The organism is Halovivax asiaticus JCM 14624, from assembly GCF_000337515.1.
Lineage (GTDB): Archaea > Halobacteriota > Halobacteria > Halobacteriales > Natrialbaceae > Halovivax > Halovivax asiaticus.
Genome location: NZ_AOIQ01000015.1, coordinates 32,117 through 48,744, shown reverse-complemented (window position 1 = coordinate 48,744; position 16,628 = coordinate 32,117). Strand labels below are relative to the sequence as shown.

Below are 16,628 nucleotides of genomic sequence, written 5' to 3'. Positions count from 1 at the left end.
AGACCACGTTCTTCTACGAACGCGGCCAGACGCGGCCGACGAAGTACGGGTTCGAGAACCTGGATCGGCGCGTCCGGGACGCGATCGAGGAACTCGTCACCGACGGGTTCGTCGAACGAGACGGTGACGGGACCGGAGATTCCGACGACGCGCGGAACGGGCTCGAACCGACCGCACTCGGCCGGCTGACCTCGCGATACTACCTCGATCTGGAGACCGCACGCGGATTCGCCGATTGCTGTGAGCGCGCGGTCGAGGGCACGCTCGACGAGGCGACAGTCTTCGAAGCGATCGCGAAGGCGGGAGCGTTCGACTCCGTCACGACGCGCCAGGCCGAGCGCGACGCCATCGACGGCGTTCTCACCGGCCAGCCCGTCGGAGACGACATCGGCTCGAATGGGCAGCGAAAGGTACTCGCCATCCTCCGATCGGAGGCCAGCGGCACGACGCCGACGGAACTCCGGAGTGACGCCTGGGCGATCACGCGCAACGCGCTCCGCCTGCTCGCCGCACTCCGGGCGTTCCTCGATCGCTTCGCCGGCGGACACGACGCGAACCTCGCCAGTCGGCTCGAAGCGCGCGTCGAGAACGGCGTCGACGCCGCTGCCGTCGGCCTGACCGCGATCGACGGCGTCGGCCCCGGTCGAGCGAGTAAGCTCGCACGATCCGAGATCCACACACCGGCGAACGTCCGCGAGACCGGCGTGTCGGGACTGGTCGAGGCCGGCCTGGATGAAGGTGTGGCCGAACGTGTGTTGAAGAGCGCCCGGTCGCTACCCGCCGTCGAAATCGGGTGGGGAAACGACTTCCCGACGTCGATCGCCGTCGGCGAGAACGACATGCGAGAGGTCTCAGTCACGAATACCGGCGAGGCCGCCCGCGCCGAGATTCGCGTGACGGTCAACGGCCACGAGATGACCAGCACCGGCACCTACCTCCGCGGCAGCGACGTGGTCCCCGCCGCCGTCTTCGGCTCGCCCGACCACGACACCCTCGAACTGACCGTGAGCGTAGCGTTTCCGGAACTCCCACTGGTGCCGGTCAGCGAGACGCGAACGGTCGACGTCGACTGATCTTCGGGCTGGTGCGGACGCGCTAGTGCCCACGCAGGCACCGGACACGGCCCGGAGCGCTCGGCCGACGGTGGAGAGTCCCCGGTAGTTAGTATCCGCCCCGCGTACCCACGATAGCGGACCGATTCCACAGTAGATATAGGTACTTCGTTCGATGTAATTCCCGGGATGGGGGAGCTTAGCAATCAGTGCAAGCAGCATCTGGAAGACGCATTGGCGAACGAGGATCCGCGAGAGAAGGACTTTCACATTCGACAGGTGATCCAGGCGGCCGGGATGGACGACGACGCGGACGAGCGCCGGCAGTGCTGAACTACCGGTGACGGCCGTCCTCGCGAGCGTCTGAAGTTTCGAGGGCGTTCCTGCGCGACAACGGGAGACGGACCTGGCACTGTCGAGTTATTGGACCAGCGACCGCACTGCCTCGCGCAACTCAGCGGGGTCGTCGGCCACCACGTCGGCCCGCGATCGATCGATATCGCCGTGGGCCGCGATTCGGTACGCGACGACCGTCATCCCCGCCCGATGGCCTGCCGTAATGCCGTTTTCGGAATCTTCGACGGCGACACAGTTGGCCGGGTCGGAACCCACCGTTTCGGCAGCGTACTCGTACACGTCCGGTGCAGGCTTGCTTGCGCCGTCGATGTCGTCGGCACTGATCACGGCGTCGAACGCGTCCGCGAGGTCGAATCGGGCCAGGACGAGGTCGATCCAGTCGTGCGGCGACGAGGAGACGACGGCGACGGTCACCCCGCGGCCGCGAAGGTCCGCGAGCAGGTCCCGCAGCCCGGGCAGGAGGGACACGCGCTCGGTGTAGACCGTCCGCGCCATCTCGTCGAACCGGTCGATCCACTCCTCGCGAGAGATGGCCGTCCCGTACTCGGCGTCGAGATAGTCGTAAATCTCCCGAAAGTTCATGCCCGAGGTCTCCGCGAGATCGACTTCGGTGTGAGGGACCGCATCGGGCAGGAGTTCATCCTCCTCGAACGCGACCCAGTAATCCTCGCTGTCGACTAACACGCCGTCCATGTCGAACAACACAGCGGTCATCGGGCCAGCGTACGCAGGCCCGCCGGAAAGCGATTCGGTTGCGCAGTCTGCCTCGCGGACGGCTGGCGGCTACCGGACGATCGTTCCCCGGCGCTCGTGTTCGAGTTCCGTCGCGACCGCGGCCGCCACGTCGGCACCGGACTCGCGTTCGACGAGCCAGAGTGCGAGGTCGATTCCGGCCGTGACCCCGCCGGCGGTAAGAACGTCGCCGTCGTCGACGGCCCTGACCGCGGAATCCGTGTGAACCTCACTGGCGACGGTCGCCAGGTCGTCGATGGCGGCCTCGTGGGTCGTCGCCGGGCGGCCGTCGACCAATCCGGCCTCGGCCAGGATCATCGCCCCGGTACAGACCGAGGCGACCGTCGTCCCGGCCGCGGCCAGCTCGGCGGCGACCGCCGGAAGGCGCCCCTCGTCGACGACTCGTCGCACCCCGCCGTCGTCGCTCGTCCACCCGCCGCCGGGGACGACCAGCAGATCGGGCGCGGCGTCCGTCGAGAGCGACCCATCGGGCTCGACACGGAGGCCGTGGCTCGCAGTCACTCGACTCGGTGTGTCGAGCGTCACCAGCGAGACGGTCAGGTCGGCACCGAATACACGTGCGGTGTCGAACACCTCGTAGGGACCGACGGCGTCGAGTTCGTCGAACCCGTCGAACAGCACTATTTCGACGTCGAACGTGGCCATACGAGGACGTTCGGCTCCAGCGCGATAGCGGTCACGGTCGAACACGACGTCAGCAGGCGGAAGAACGGGTAAAACAGGCGGAGAACGGGCGAAGCGAGCGCCGAACGGCGTTACCGCCGGGGGATCGTCTCGGTGAACTTCTCGCGGTCGTCGTGGAAACAGTCGCCGACGACGACGGCGTCCGCGCCGGCGTCTAGGATCTCTTCGGCCTTCTCGCGCGAGTCGATACCACCGCCGTAGAGCAAGACGGTGTCTTCCAAGTGAGCCGCGGCGGCTTCGACGTCCGCGGGCCCACCGTACGTCCCGGAGTACTCGACGTAGAAGATCGGGAAGCCGTAGAACGTCTCGGTCGCGAGCGCCGCACCAGCGACCTCCTCGGTCGTGAACGGCTCGGTGGCGCCAGCGGTTCGAGCGGCCGCCGAGTCCGTGTGCTGGATGACGTATCCCTCGCCGACGATCTTCTCGGTGAGGTCGGCCACCACCCCTTCGGCCTTCGACTCGATCACGCTGCCGACGACCGGGAGACTCGTCCCCATCATCGAGGACGGTTTGCTCGCGAGCTGAGCGTACATCGAGACGTGCTTGCCGACGAAGTGTTTCATGTCGCCGTTGTACACCGCCGGCACGGAGAGGACATCGACGGCGTCGACCGTCTCCTTCGTCACCTGGTCGGCGTTGTACGGTTCCTGAAAGATCGGCACGTCGGGCGCCGCGTCGCGAACCGCCTCGATCGTCGCGATGGTATTTTCCTCGGTGACGCCGTCGGAACCGCCGACCATCACGAGGTCCGTCGCCGCGAGCAACGAGGCGGGGTCCGAGGGCATCGCCTTCTCCGGGTCGACCTTCGTCACGTGGTCGATCCCGGTCCAGTCGAGCTGCATGAACGAGTGCACGGAATCGCCTCTTATACGTGTGATGATCTGCGCGTTCGGCGACGAGCGCCGTCGAGAGCGGGTCGATCGGCCGTGGCTCGCCCCAGGCGGAGCGGCATGACGGCAGGCTGACGAACGCGCTACCCAGGTCACGACGCGTCGTCACCCCCGTCGATCGACCGCACGTTTATATACCAACCCGCGGCCAGACGGCCCATGCTCGAAGACACGATCCGGATCCTCGCGGGCGACTGCACCGTCATGTTCGACGGCACCGAACGTGAGGAGTACCGCGGTCGCGTGACGACGATCGTCAAGCCAGACAACACTGTCCTCGTCCACGACGTCGACGGCTACCAGCCCGTCGCCTGGCTGACCCGGGCCGACAGCGTCTCCACCGAACGGACCGGCGGCTTCACCCTCGTCGCGAAGAAAGACGTCCAGACACTGCGCATCGCGACCCACGACCGGGAGGGCTTTACGAACTATCGCGCCTCACCCGCTGGCACGCCCGTGGGCACGTGTCCGGCGTGCGACGGGACGCTCGTCCGCGCCGACGGCGTTCGCTGCGTCGACTGTCACGAACGCTACGCCATCCCGGCCGACGCCGTCGTGCGAGACGAGTACTGTTCGTGTGGACTGCCCCGAATTCGGGCCGAACGCGGACTCGCGTTCGACATCTGTCTCGACCGGACCTGTGAATCGCTCGACGACGCCGTCCGCGACGCCTTCGACCGCGAGTGGAACTGTCCCGACTGCAGCGGCGACCTGCGCATCCTTCGCCGGGGCGGGCTGATCGCCGGCTGTGAACACTACCCCGAGTGTGAGACCGGGTTCGTGGTCCCCAGCGGCGTCGTCGACGGTACCTGCGACTGCGGCCTGCCGGCGTTCGACACCGGGTCCGATCAACGCTGTCTCGACGCGGCCTGTGATCGCCTCCTCGAATCCGCGGCGGCCGATTGAGATGGACGGGCCAGCCCGACCGTCGACGAGCGAGTACACACAGCAGTCCACTCGCGGGCGGTGGCCAACGTGCCGATCGCGACAGCGCCGGCACTCACGGCGGTTCCAACACCCATTTGTGCGCCGACGGTCACGAACGAGCATGGAAATCGAGGGTGCCTTCGACGGCGACGTCGTCCGGATCGGTGGCGACGCCCGCCAGCGGTTTCACGACGCCCGTGGCTACGGCTACCCGCTCTCCGGCAACGAAATCGCCCTCTCCCCCGTCGAAGCGGCCCACCTGCTCTACACGGACAACATAGACGGAGTCCGCATCGACGGCGAGCGGGTCGGCTTTCGGGGCTTTACGGCCCGCGAGCCGGGGACGGACTTCGCCGTCCGCTACCTCGTCTACGCCGACCTCCGTGCCCGGGGACTGTACCTCTCGCCGGCACGCGAGCCCTGGATCGACCCCGAGAAGTTCGATCACATCGACGACGACACCGACTTCGCCGTCTACCCGCGCGGCAAGGGGCCGAACGACGGCGAACTCGAATACGCCCTCCGCGTGCTCGGCGAGCGAACGGACGTCCCCGCGACGGCGCTCGAACCCGGCGTCCTCGCCGTCGTCGACGAAGAGAGCGAGATTACCTACCTCGAGGTAGCCACGCCGACGATGACGGGCGACAGCGTCCGGGTGACCGATCCGGGGGTCGTTCTACCTGGTGACGATGCGACGGAACCGCCGGGAACCAGCGTCGCCGCCGACCTGCTCGAAGACCGCGTCGTGATCTGGGACCCGCCGACGGCACTCTACGAACGGACCTTCTACGGCCAGCCACTGGAGGGCCGCGAGTACGACGGTGAGACACCGACCATCCAGTGTTCGCTGCTCGAAGCGGCTCACCTCGCGGCGGTCGGCGTGCTCGACCTGGATCCGGGTGCCGTTCGCAAGCGGGGCCGAGCTGTCGAAGGCGACCGGTTCGATCGCCGGCTTCGCGTCTACACCGCGCTTCGGGAACGCGGCGTCGTCCCGAAGACCGGCTACAAGTTCGGCGCCGACTTTCGAACGTACGTGACCGTCGACACGGTCGACGATCTCGGCCACTCCGAGCACCTGATCAGAGTCGTCCCGAGCACCCACGACTTCGAGCCGCGTGACCTCTCGCTCGACGTCCGGCTAGCCCACGGCGTTCGCAAGACGATGGTGGTCGCGCTCGTCACGGACGAGCCAGCACACCCGGACGATCCGGCCGAGGGCATCAGCTGGTGGTCGGTCGAACGCCTAACGCCCTGATGTGGATGGAGCCCACCACCAGCCAATGCCGAGCCTTTTAGCCCGTCGGGCGGCTAGGACGACCGAATGGGAGACGAGTACGGACTGGTCGACACGGACTCTGTCGAGATTCCCGGCGACGAGTGGGAAGAGATCGACGTCTCGGAGACGGAGGCCGACCGGATCGCCCGCAAACGCGACCGGAAATTCAGCCAGTTCCGCGAGCGCCTGACCGACGCCGACCAGTTCAAGGTCGAACAGTCGGTGTTCGATGACGCGACGTTCGCCGCGCTGTACAAACTCGTCCAGGACGGCCACGTCGAAGCCTTCGGCGGCCCCATCTCGACGGGCAAGGAGGCCAACGTCTATCAGGCGCTCGGCCCCGACGACACCGAGGTCGCGGTGAAGGTCTACCGCATCAACGCCTCGAGTTTCCGCCAGATGCGGTCGTATCTGGAAGGCGACCCCCGGTTCGAGGGGCTGGGCGGCAAGAAGAAAGATGTCGTGCTCGCCTGGGTGAAAAAGGAGTTTGCCAACCTGCGACGGGCCGAGCGCGCGGGCGTCCGCGTCCCGGAACCGATCGCGACCGAGCGAAACGTCCTCGTGATGGAGTACATCGGCGACGAGGCAGGACGAGCGAGGCGACTCGGCGAGGTCACGATCGAGAACCCACAGACGGCCTACGAGGTACTCCGGGAGTACATGCGCCGCCTCTACGCGGCGGGGATCGTCCACGGCGACCTGAGCGAGTACAACGTCGTCTTTCACGACGGGCAACTGATCGTCATCGACCTCGGACAGGCAGTGACGGTCCACCACCCCAACAGCCGCGAGTTCTTAGAGCGCGACTGTACGAACGTGGCCTCGTTCTTCCGGCGCCAGGGCGTCGACGTCAGCGACGACGACCTGCTCGCGTTCGTGACCGATCCCAAACCGGATCCATCGCGGGAGTAGCGAGACGGTACGCGAGCCGGCGTTCGCGACAGTGGACTCTTATTCGACGTCGACGACGTGTGCAGCCGACGGCTCGAACCCGACGGTGAGGTCGCCGTCCGCCGACCGTCCGTCGATAGGGTCGTCGACGTGCAACACGATCAGCCGGCCGTTCCATCGACCGTTACACCGGACACGCTCGCCCAGGAATTCGGTCGTTTCGACGGCGACGGTGAAACGGTTGTGCTCGGCGGCTCGCGAGAGGGCGTCCGGCCGGACGCAGAACGTGACCCGATCGGCGGTGTCGGGGAGTGCCGGGAGGAAAAACGTCCGCCCGTCGACGGTGACGCGTGACCGCTCGTCGGTCGTCTCGTCGACAGTGCCCTCGAAGACGTTGTTGTCGCCGACGAACTCGGCGACGAAGCGCGTCGCCGGTTCCCGGTAGATCTCTCGTGGCGAGCCAACCTGTTCGACCCGGCCGGCGTTCATGACGGCGAGGCGGTCCGAGATGGCCAGCGCCTCCGACTGATCGTGGGTGACGTAGACGGTCGTAATGTCGAGCTGGGTCTGGATTCGTTTCACCTGTCGGCGCAGCGACTCCCGGAGGCGAGCGTCCAGTGCGCTCATCGGTTCGTCGAGCAGGAGCAGGGAGGGTTCCGGCGCCAGCGCACGGGCGAGGGCCACACGCTGTTGTTGTCCGCCGGAGAGCTGTGCCGGGTCGCGCTCGCCCATCCCGGCGAGATCGACGAGGTCGAGCAGGTGCTCGATTCGGTCGTCGCGGGACGTGCCTGTGGGCGGATCGCGAAATTGCAGGCCGTAGCCGACGTTCTCGGCGACGGTCATGTGCGGAAAGAGCGCGTAGCTCTGGAAGACGACGCCGACGTCTCGGCGTTCGGGAGCGACGCCGGTGACGTCGTCCCCGTCGAACGAGACACGCCCGTTCGTGGGGTCCTCGAAGCCGGCGATCGTCCGTAACGTGGTCGTCTTCCCGCAGCCGGAGGGACCGACGAGCGTGAAGAACTCGCCGTCGCGGATCGTCAGGTCGACGTCGCGCAGGGCGAGCGTTCCCGGTTCGTCGGCCGCGTCGGGTGAGGTTCCCCCTCCCCCGCCGTAGCGCTTCGAGACGCCGTCGAGCCGGAGATCGGTCACTGCTCGAACCTCCCGCCGACGCGGTCGACGACGACGAAGCTGGCTGCGGTGACGGCGAGGAGCACCGTTCCCATGGCGAGGGCGGGACCGGATCGCCGGCCGAGGTAGCGCTCGACGGCCACTGGCATGGTGTAAGCGTCGCTCCCGGTCGCCAAAATCACCGTCGAAGAGAACTCGCCGATCGAGATGGCGAACGCGAAGGCGGCCCCGGCGACGATGGCGGAGGCGACGAGCGGGAGTTCGACGTCGAGCAGCGCCCGACCCCGCGAGGCGCCGAGGGCCCGGGCGGATTCGACCAGCGCCGGGTCGAGGTCGTCGAGTTGCGGCGAGACGGTTCGCGTGACGAACGGGTACGCGGCGACGGCGTGGGCGGCGACGATCGCCACGGTCCCGGTCACCTGCAGGCGCCACCCACCGGGCAGCGAGATCCCGAAGACGAGCCCCTGCAGGAGGCCGATCCCGAAGACGATGCCGCTGACCGCGAGCGGAAGCATGGCGAGCGTGTCGACGACCGTCCCGCTCCGGCCGGCCCGCGTCGTCACCACGGAGACGACGACACCCATGGGAACGGCCACGAGGAGCGTCGCAAGCCCGAAGAGTAACGAGTTCACGATGGCGCGGACAGGTAGCGTCTGAAACGACTCGCCCTCGAGCTGACGATCGAGCAGGAACGCGTAGTGACGGAGGGTGAACCCGCTCCCGTCGGTGACGCTTCCGAGAACGAGGCTCGCGAGCGGGCCGACGAAGACGACCAGCGCGAGGAGGCCGTAGCCGACGATCGCGAGTCGACGGGGCGAGACGACGCTCCGCAGATTCGGAAACAGGGGTTCGCGTGGGGGCGGAGAGCCGGTCGCCGAGAGCCCCGACTGGGCGGACTCGTAGCGGAGGTAGGCATAGGTTAGCCCGAGCGAGATGACGGTCTCGAGGATGGCGAGCGTCGCGGCTTCGGTGAGGGCGAGCCGGCTGACCCGATCGTAGATCCAGACCTCGACGGTCGCAAGTTCCAGCCCGCCGAGTGCGAGGACGATCGGGAACGTCATGAACGTGAAGATGAACGTCAAGAGGGCTCCGGCGAGGATCGCCGGGCGCAGTTGCGGGAGGACGACGTCGACGAATGCACGGCGCCGACTCGCCCCCAGACTGCGGGCGGTCTCGACGCTCCTGACGTCGACGGCCTCCCAGGCGGCGACCGTCACCCGAGCGATCAGCGGCGCGTTGTAGAAGGCGTGGGCCACGATCACGATCGCGAGCGGATTCCACTCGATGAACGGATACGGGCCCAGGCCGACGACGCCGAGGAGGGAGTTGATCGTTCCCGCCCGTCCGAACGTCGCGTAGAAGCCGACCGCGACGAGAATGCCGGGGAGGACGAACGGGAGGATCGTCAGTGACCGGATCGTTCGGCGGCCCCGGAAGTCGTATTTCGCGAGGACGGCCGCGGCCGGGAGCCCGAGTGCGAGGCTGGCGAACGTCGAGAGGGCCGCCTGGTAGGCCGTAAAGCCGAACAGGCCCAGACGGAGGCTCGGGGTATCGACGGCGAACCACGGGATCGAGATCCCGATTCCCGGGACGGTCACGGCGGTCGCGGAGATCGAAATTGCCGTCAGCCACCCCCAAATCCCCGCGAGATGGTCCGAGAGCGCAAGCGGATCGGCAGCGATCGTCGCCAGCTCGCCGACGAAGAACGGGTCTGAGAGGACGTCAGCGAACGATGCGAGCGTGACCGAGCCACGATCGACGACGGCCTCAGCGAAGACGATCGCGACCGGGACGTACAGCATCACTGCCAGAGTCGCCGCGGTGGCGAGCGCGAGGAGCGTCAGTGCGTGACGCTCGATCCAGGCGGTCACGGCCTCGATTCGAGCCGTCTCGACTCCAGTCCGGTCGGTCACATCCCTGCCGGTTGCGGTGTCGGACGGCCGGTCGTGCCGGGGCTCGTCGTCGGACACGACCCTACAGCCCGGTCCGGTCGCGCGCCCACTCCTCGACCCAGCCGTCGAGGTTGCCCCGGAGTCGGTCGTAGCCGATCGTCACGGCTTCGGGCGGTTCGTGGGCGTACTGGTCGAAGTCGTCGGCCAGATCGACGTGCTCGGGGGCAACCGCCGGGAACTGGACGTTTCGCTGGGCGATCTCGGCCTGGGCGTCGCTCGAGAACAGGAAGTCGACGAACGTGTGCGCGAGCGCCGCGTTCGACGCCCGGTCGAAGACGCCGACACCCTCGGGGTTGGCGTAGCCCTGCCCCTCGGGAAACGCGATCTGGTGGCGGCTCATGTCGTAGCCCTCGGCGGCCGCGAACACCTGGTCGGTCGAGTACGAGACCACCATCGGCCGCTCTTCTTCCATGTACGCGCCGTAGTACGATTCGGTCCAGTCTTTGAGGATGCGGACATCGTTAGCCGCGAGGTCGTTCCAGTACTCGAGATAGTCGTCCTCGCCGTACGCATCGATCGTCCACAGCAAGAACGCCTGGCCCGGGTCCGACGCCTGGGCGTTCTGGGCGAGGAGCGTCCCCTCGTAGGCGGGGTCAAGCAGGTCGTCGAACGTCTCGGGTGCATCGACGACGGTCTCGTCGTAGACCAGGCTGATGTACCCGGTGTCGAACGGACGAACCCGGCCGTGCGGGTCGCCCATCGCCAGGCCGTCGCGGATGCGGTCGGTCCGGTCGAGTCGGTCGTCGGCGAGTTCGAGAAAGAGCCCGCCGTCGCCGAGCTCGTCGTCGATGCGGGCCAGGTCGTCGACGTTGACCCCCAGATAGACGTCCGCCTCGAGCGAGGCATCCTGCGCTTCACGCTGGATGTAGTGGTTGAGTCCGTTCTCCGCCGTCGTCCACTCCAGGGTCGCGTCCGGGTAGGCCTCCTCGAACGCCTCCTTCAACCAAGTACCCGCCGGATCGGTCCCGTCGATCATGGAATCGTACGTGGCGACCGTGATGGTCCCCGACTTCGGAGAACCCGACAGGTCGTCCCCCGAATTCGGCGACCCGCTCTCGTCGCGTGTGAGACAGCCAGCGACCCCTGCGAGCGTCCCGCCACCGATCGCGCCGACGAACGTGCGTCGTTTCATTACTGGATGGTTCCACTGAGTGGTCTTAAGAACCAGCATTTATATCCCGAGATTCGTGCGACGATCAGTGACGATTCTATACGCCAACCGACCTCGCGAGTACGATAAAACGAACTAACGTAACAGAACTGACGGATCCCCACTTGTGACCGGACCACGGCGGGACAGACGAACGGTGTGCGGGGCGAAACCGTTAGGTGAACGAATCGACTACGAAGACACATGCGCCCCGCTCTCGGCTGGTGCTGGCGTCGCCCATCGAGAGCGGACAGTGTCGCCGTCGACGGCGTCGCGGCCTAACCCGGCGCTGCGATGTCGACAGCTCCCTTCGTTCTCTCCACCGCTCCCGGATAGCTATCCGACAGCACGCAGTTCGACCCGCAGCGACGCACAATGGCACGACACGATCCATCCGACGCACCCGACACAGCGGAATCGACCAGTGAACACCCGCCCGATCCAGCCACAGCGACCGGCGAACACTCGTCCGACCCAGCCACATCGGCCACCGAGCATTCGCCCGAACAATCATCGTCGACACGACTCGAGGGCGACACCGTCACCGGCATCGAGTACGAGCGCCTCGTTTCAGAGTTCGGCGCCGAACCGCTCTCCGACGAACAGATCGAGCGGTTCCCAGACCATCCAGCGATCCGGCGGCGGACGATGTACGCCGGTCGCGACGTCGATCGGTATCTCGACGCCGCCGACACGGGCCAGCCACACGCGATCGTCACCGGCGTCGGCCCCTCGGGCCCGCTCCACCTCGGTCACGTCCTCCCGCTGTACCTCGCAAAGCGCTTCCAGGACGAGACGGGAGCGACGGTGTACCTCCCGTTTTCGGACGACGAGAAGCTCCTCTCCAGAGACCTGACGTTCGACGAGATCGGCGAGTACACCCGCGACAACCTGCGGGACGTCCTCGCCGTCGGCTTCGATCCCGAGCGAACGCGGATCGTCCTCGACATCGCCGACGCCGACGTGATCTATCCCCTCGCCGTCTCGCTGGCCGAGCGACTGACGCCGGCGACCGTCGACGCGGTCTACGGCGAACAGGACAACGTGGGACTGTCGTTCTACCCGGCCGTCCAGGCCACGCACCTCCTGCTCCCGCAACTGGTCGAGGGACAGCAACCGACGCTGGTCCCCATCGCCGTCGATCAGGATCCGCACGTCAGGGTCTGCCGCGATCTCGCGGCCAGGGAGTCACTCCCCGTCGAAAAACCGGGCGCGCTCCTCGGTCGCTTCCTTCCCGCCCTCGACGGCCCGGGGAAGCTGAGTTCCTCGGACGACGCCCCGTCGATCGAGTTGACCGACGACCGCGAAACGGTCGCGAAAACCATCCGCGAGCACGCCTACACGGGCGGGCAATCGACGGTCGAGAAACACCGGGAACGTGGCGGCGACCCCAGCGTCGACGTGCCGTTCCAGTACCTGCGCTACCTGTTCGAACCAAACGATGTCGAACTCGAGCGGATCGAGCGCGCGTACCGTGCCGGCGAGTTGTTGAGCGGCGAACTGAAGGAGCTCGCGATCGACCGAATCGCGGACTTCCTGGCAGATCATCAGCGCCGGCGCGAAGCGCTCGGGCCGCTCGCGGACGAACTCGGCCCGTATCGGCTCCGCCCGGGAGAACGTGCGCGAGCGCTCGAACGGGTCGGCGTCCCGCGTCACCGGTCGACCTCCCTCCACCGAGAGGACCGGGAATAGCCACGCGGACGGACCGCCGAGACCGGCGTAGTATCGATACCGGCCAGTATGGCCGACCGATCGAGGGGCCATCAACGTTACCTACCGGGACCGTGAACGCTGCCGAAATGACAGCACCGAAACCAACGGAGGCACACACAGCAACGGGCGACAATCGAGAATCGGTCTTCGACGACGTTCCGTGGCAGCACGCGCTGGTCGTCGGAATCGGCGCGTTCGTCCTGGGATTCATCCTGCTCAGCGGCCTCGTGATGGCCGAGGGAGTGCTCGACGATAGCGTGACCGACGAGACCGACGAGGTCGATTCGCAGGGAGACGAACCGGGGCTTCTGACGGTGCTCGGATGGCTGTACTTTGGTACTCACTTCGTCGATCTCGGCGTGGACTCGGTGTTCGGATCGATATCGTTCGACATGTTCGGTGCGCTCATGGAAGAGGCCGTACTCCCCGAAATCCTCTGGCGGCTCGTCCCGGTCGTCGTCCTGATCGGCGCGGGTTACCTGCTCGCAGCGCGGGTGCTCCCGGCGACCGCGTCGCCGGAGGACGGAGCGAAGATCGGCGCGACGCTGACCATCGGCTATCTGCTCACGGCTGCGATCGGGGCGCAAGTGTTCGAGTTCACCGGTGACGAAGGGACGTCCGCAAGCGTCGAATTCACCGAAGCGCTGCTGCTGGCAGGGCTGCTCTATCCGATTCTCCTGGGCGCGTTCGGTGGCTACCTCGCCGTCCGCCGCGGGGCGACGGGCACCACTGCAGGCCAGTTCGGTCCAAGGGCTTAACCCCGCGCACCGAATAGGGCCGACTATGCAGCACGTGAAGATTCCGCAGGACCGCATCGGTGTCCTCATCGGCAGCGGCGGGGAGACGATGCGGGAGATCGAGTCGGCCGCCGAGGTCAGGCTCGACATCGACTCCGAGAACGGGTCGGTCGCGGTCGAGACCGTCGGCGATCCCGTGCTCGGCCTGAAGGGACCGGACATCGTCCGGGCGATCGGGCGCGGATTCGCCCCCGAGGACGCCCTGGCGCTGCTCGACGACGAACTGATGATGTTCGACATCGTCGACATCGACACAGCGTCCCGCAACGCGAACGACATGAAGCGACAGAAGGGCCGACTGATCGGCGAGAACGGCCGCACGCGCGAACTCATGGAGGAACTCTCCGGCGCCTCCGTCGTCATCTACGGCTCGACCCTCGCGATCATCGGGACGCCGGAACAGGTCGACGTCGTCCGCACCGCCGCAGAGATGCTTCTCGACGGCGCACCCCACGGTGCGGTCTACTCGTTCTTGGAAGAGAAGCACAACGAACTCAAACGGCAGGGGCTCGAGTACCACCGCTTCCCGGGCTCGGGAACCGAAGAACAGGCCTGATCGCCGGCACAGACCTGATCGCCGAGAGACAACGGCAGCCTGACGTTCTGGCGACCACATCCCAACCGGTTCTCCAGGTGAAACAGTAGCCGACCAACAGCAACCGACCACCAGCAGTCGGCCCACGTGTCCCAGACAGCGGTTTTCCCAGCGAAAACCGTACTTAAACCCCGCGTGCTAGATGACCACATAGTCTCCGAATCCCACACACGGGCGGCAGTCGGACGACAAGGAGCGAAAAGCCTATATAGAATCACAAACAATCCTTCGAGTGACTATGGCTCAGCAGCAGATGGGCAACCAGCCCCTCATCGTCCTCTCGGACGACAGTCAGCGCACATCGGGTAAAGACGCACAGTCGATGAACATCCAGGCCGGCAAGGCCGTCGCGGAGTCCGTCCGCACCACGCTCGGCCCGAAGGGCATGGACAAGATGCTCGTCGACTCCAGTGGCTCCGTCATCGTCACCAACGACGGTGTCACCCTCCTGACGGAGATGGAGATCGACCACCCGGCCGCCGACATGATCGTCGACGTCGCCGAGACCCAGGAGAGCGAAGTCGGCGACGGCACCACCTCCGCCGTCGTCGTCGCCGGTGAACTGCTCAAGCGCGCCGAGGAACTCCTCGATCAGGACATCCACGCGACCACCGTCGCGCAGGGCTACCGCCAGGCCGCCCAGAAGGCCACGGAGACCCTCGACGACGTCGCGATTGACGTCGACGCCGACGACAAGGAGATCCTCCAGCAGATCTCCGCCACCGCGATGACCGGCAAGGGCGCGGAGAACGCCCGCGACCTCCTCTCGGAGCTCGTCGTCGACGCCGTCCGCACGGTCGCCGACGACGACGGCATCGACACGGACAACATCTCCGTCGAGAAGGTCGTCGGCGGCGCCATCGAGAACTCCGAACTCGTCGAAGGCGTCCTCGTCAACAAGAGCCGCGTCTCCGACAACATGCCGTACTTCGTCGAGGACGCCAACGTCGCCGTCATCGACGGCGCCCTCGAGGTCAAGGAGACCGAGATCGACGCCGAGGTCAACGTCACCGACCCCGACCAGCTCCAGCAGTTCATCGAGCAGGAAGAGGCCCAGCTCGAGGAGATGGTCGACCAGCTCGCCGACGTCGGCGCCGACGCCGTCTTCGTCGACTCCGGCATCGACGACATGGCCCAGCACTACCTCGCCCAGGAGGGCATCCTGGCCGTCCGCCGCGTCAAGAACTCCGACGCCCAGCAGATCGCCCGCTCGACCGGCGCGACGCCCGTCTCCTCCGTCGACGACATCACCGAAGACGACCTCGGCTTCGCCGGCTCCGTCTCCCAGAAGGAGATCGCCGGTGACGAACACGTCTTCGTCGAGGACGTCGAGGACGCCCAGGCCGTCACCCTCATCCTCCGCGGTGGCACCGAACACGTCATCGACGAGGTCGACCGCGCCATCGAGGACGCCATCGGCGTCGTCCGCACCACCATCGAGGACGGCAAGGTGCTCGCCGGCGGCGGCGCACCCGAAGTCGAGCTCTCGCTCGCCCTGCGCGACTACGCCGACTCCGTCGGCGGCCGCGAACAGCTCGCCGTCGAGGCCTTCGCCGACGCGTTAGAGGTCATCCCGCGCACCCTCGCCGAGAACGCCGGTCTCGACCCCATCGACTCGCTGGTCGAACTGCGCTCCGACCACGACGCCGGCGAGACCGGCGCCGGGCTCGACGCCTACACCGGCGACACCGTCGACATGGAAGCCGACGGCGTCTACGAACCGAAGCGCGTCAAGACCCAGGCCATCGACTCCGCGACCGAGGCCGCCGTCATGCTGCTGCGCATCGACGACGTCATCGCCGCGGGCGACCTCGCCGTCGCTGACGACGACGAGGGCGACGACATGCCGGCCGGCGGCCCAGGCGGAATGGGCGGCGGCATGGGTGGCATGGGCGGCGGTATGGGCGGCATGATGTAAAACGACCTTTTACGCTACGCTCATTTCGCGCCGGCGGCTTCGCCGCACGGCGCGCCGACGCTCGGTAAAAGGTCGATCAAAAGCACTCCTCCTTCCCCGCCGACGTCGCTTCGCGACGTCTCTGGGTCAGTCGTCGGCCCGCTCGTTCACTCCGTTCACTCGCGGTGAACCCCTTCGTTCGGATCGCGGTTATACCGCTCATCTTCCCGCGGCTCTCGCTCACTTCGTTCGCATAGAGCCGCGCCTTCTCCGAACCACTCACTCGGCGACACTGGGACACAGATCGTCGCTCAATCGCCGTTGTCTCCAAATTGGTCTCGCTATTCTCGTACAAACACGGACATCGCGATCGCATAGCACTTGTCGGCGCCGACCGCGAGGGCCCGCACCGCATCGGAAATCGTCGATCGGGTGACCTCGTCGCCGCTGTCGGCGTCGAGGGGGACGACGCCCGATTCGGTTCCGACAAACAACCGTCCCCGGCTGCGGCGAGCGCTGTCACGGCACCGTCCGCGACCTGTTTCCGCCAGTCGAGATCCCCGACG

Annotated in this window: 14 protein-coding genes and 1 pseudogene; 9 read left to right on the top strand and 6 right to left on the bottom strand. The window is 66.8% G+C overall.

Annotated features, from left to right (window positions below; genetic code table 11):
- Positions 1–1,073: pseudogene (locus tag C479_RS09825) on the top strand (DEAD/DEAH box helicase); the annotation flags it as partial.
- A gap of 168 nt (positions 1,074–1,241) precedes the next feature.
- Positions 1,242–1,385 carry a hypothetical protein gene (locus C479_RS16545; RefSeq protein WP_007701677.1) on the top strand — a complete coding sequence of 48 codons (144 nt, stop codon included), beginning with the start codon at positions 1,242–1,244 and terminating at the stop codon, positions 1,383–1,385.
- A gap of 87 nt (positions 1,386–1,472) precedes the next feature.
- Here C479_RS16545 and C479_RS09820 read toward each other — a convergent pair whose 3' ends face one another.
- The 3 genes from C479_RS09820 to C479_RS09810 all read right to left on the bottom strand — a co-directional run bounded on the left by C479_RS09820 (position 1,473) and on the right by C479_RS09810 (position 3,688).
- Positions 1,473–2,123, bottom strand: a complete 651-nt coding sequence (locus C479_RS09820) for an HAD family hydrolase (protein WP_007701674.1) — start codon at positions 2,121–2,123, stop codon at positions 1,473–1,475.
- Positions 2,124–2,192: 69 nt separating this feature from the next.
- A complete protein-coding gene (locus C479_RS09815; RefSeq protein ID WP_007701672.1) occupies positions 2,193–2,807 on the bottom strand; it encodes a DJ-1/PfpI family protein in 615 nt (204 codons plus the stop codon).
- Positions 2,808–2,917: 110 nt separating this feature from the next.
- Positions 2,918–3,688: a heptaprenylglyceryl phosphate synthase gene (locus tag C479_RS09810; RefSeq protein ID WP_007701669.1), complete on the bottom strand. Its 771-nt coding sequence runs from the start codon at positions 3,686–3,688 to the stop codon at positions 2,918–2,920.
- 207 nt (positions 3,689–3,895) lie between these two features.
- On the opposite strand from C479_RS09810, the gene C479_RS09805 reads away from it, so the two are divergent.
- From C479_RS09805 to rio1, 3 genes are all read left to right on the top strand, one after another.
- Positions 3,896–4,642 carry an endonuclease NucS domain-containing protein gene (locus tag C479_RS09805; RefSeq protein ID WP_007701666.1) on the top strand — a complete coding sequence of 249 codons (747 nt, stop codon included), beginning with the start codon at positions 3,896–3,898 and terminating at the stop codon, positions 4,640–4,642.
- A gap of 142 nt (positions 4,643–4,784) precedes the next feature.
- Positions 4,785–5,918 carry a tRNA-intron lyase gene (endA, locus tag C479_RS09800; protein ID WP_007701663.1) on the top strand — a complete coding sequence of 378 codons (1,134 nt, stop codon included), beginning with the start codon at positions 4,785–4,787 and terminating at the stop codon, positions 5,916–5,918.
- A 66-nt stretch (positions 5,919–5,984) separates the two neighbouring features.
- Positions 5,985–6,851, top strand: coding sequence for a serine/threonine-protein kinase Rio1 (rio1, locus tag C479_RS09795; RefSeq protein ID WP_007701660.1), 867 nt, complete (start codon positions 5,985–5,987; stop codon positions 6,849–6,851).
- Between the two features lie 39 nt (positions 6,852–6,890).
- On the opposite strand, the gene C479_RS09790 is transcribed toward rio1, so the two are convergent.
- The 3 genes from C479_RS09790 to C479_RS09780 form a co-directional block, all read right to left on the bottom strand.
- On the bottom strand, positions 6,891–7,979 hold the full coding sequence (locus C479_RS09790; protein ID WP_007701657.1) for an ABC transporter ATP-binding protein: 1,089 nt from the start codon (positions 7,977–7,979) through the stop codon (positions 6,891–6,893).
- Positions 7,976–9,871 carry an ABC transporter permease gene (locus tag C479_RS09785; RefSeq protein WP_049907232.1) on the bottom strand — a complete coding sequence of 632 codons (1,896 nt, stop codon included), beginning with the start codon at positions 9,869–9,871 and terminating at the stop codon, positions 7,976–7,978. Before C479_RS09785 ends, C479_RS09790 begins: the two co-directional genes overlap by 4 nt.
- A 61-nt stretch (positions 9,872–9,932) precedes the next feature.
- A complete protein-coding gene (locus tag C479_RS09780; protein ID WP_007701651.1) occupies positions 9,933–11,042 on the bottom strand; it encodes a thiamine ABC transporter substrate-binding protein in 1,110 nt (369 codons plus the stop codon).
- Positions 11,043–11,435: 393 nt separating this feature from the next.
- Between C479_RS09780 and C479_RS09775 the strand changes: the two genes are divergently transcribed.
- The 4 genes from C479_RS09775 (at position 11,436) to thsA (ending at position 16,083) form a co-directional block, all read left to right on the top strand.
- Entirely contained in the window at positions 11,436–12,752 is a 1,317-nt protein-coding gene (locus C479_RS09775; RefSeq protein ID WP_007701650.1) for a tryptophan--tRNA ligase, read from the top strand.
- A gap of 107 nt (positions 12,753–12,859) precedes the next feature.
- Positions 12,860–13,531, top strand: a complete 672-nt coding sequence (locus C479_RS09770; RefSeq protein ID WP_049907231.1) for a hypothetical protein — start codon at positions 12,860–12,862, stop codon at positions 13,529–13,531.
- A gap of 25 nt (positions 13,532–13,556) precedes the next feature.
- On the top strand, positions 13,557–14,126 hold the full coding sequence (locus C479_RS09765) for a KH domain-containing protein (protein WP_007701646.1): 570 nt from the start codon (positions 13,557–13,559) through the stop codon (positions 14,124–14,126).
- Between the two features lie 292 nt (positions 14,127–14,418).
- The gene (thsA, locus tag C479_RS09760) at positions 14,419–16,083 is read left to right on the top strand and encodes a thermosome subunit alpha (protein WP_007701643.1); all 1,665 of its coding nucleotides are present in this window, start codon (positions 14,419–14,421) and stop codon (positions 16,081–16,083) included.
- Positions 16,084–16,628: the final 545 nt, after the last annotated feature.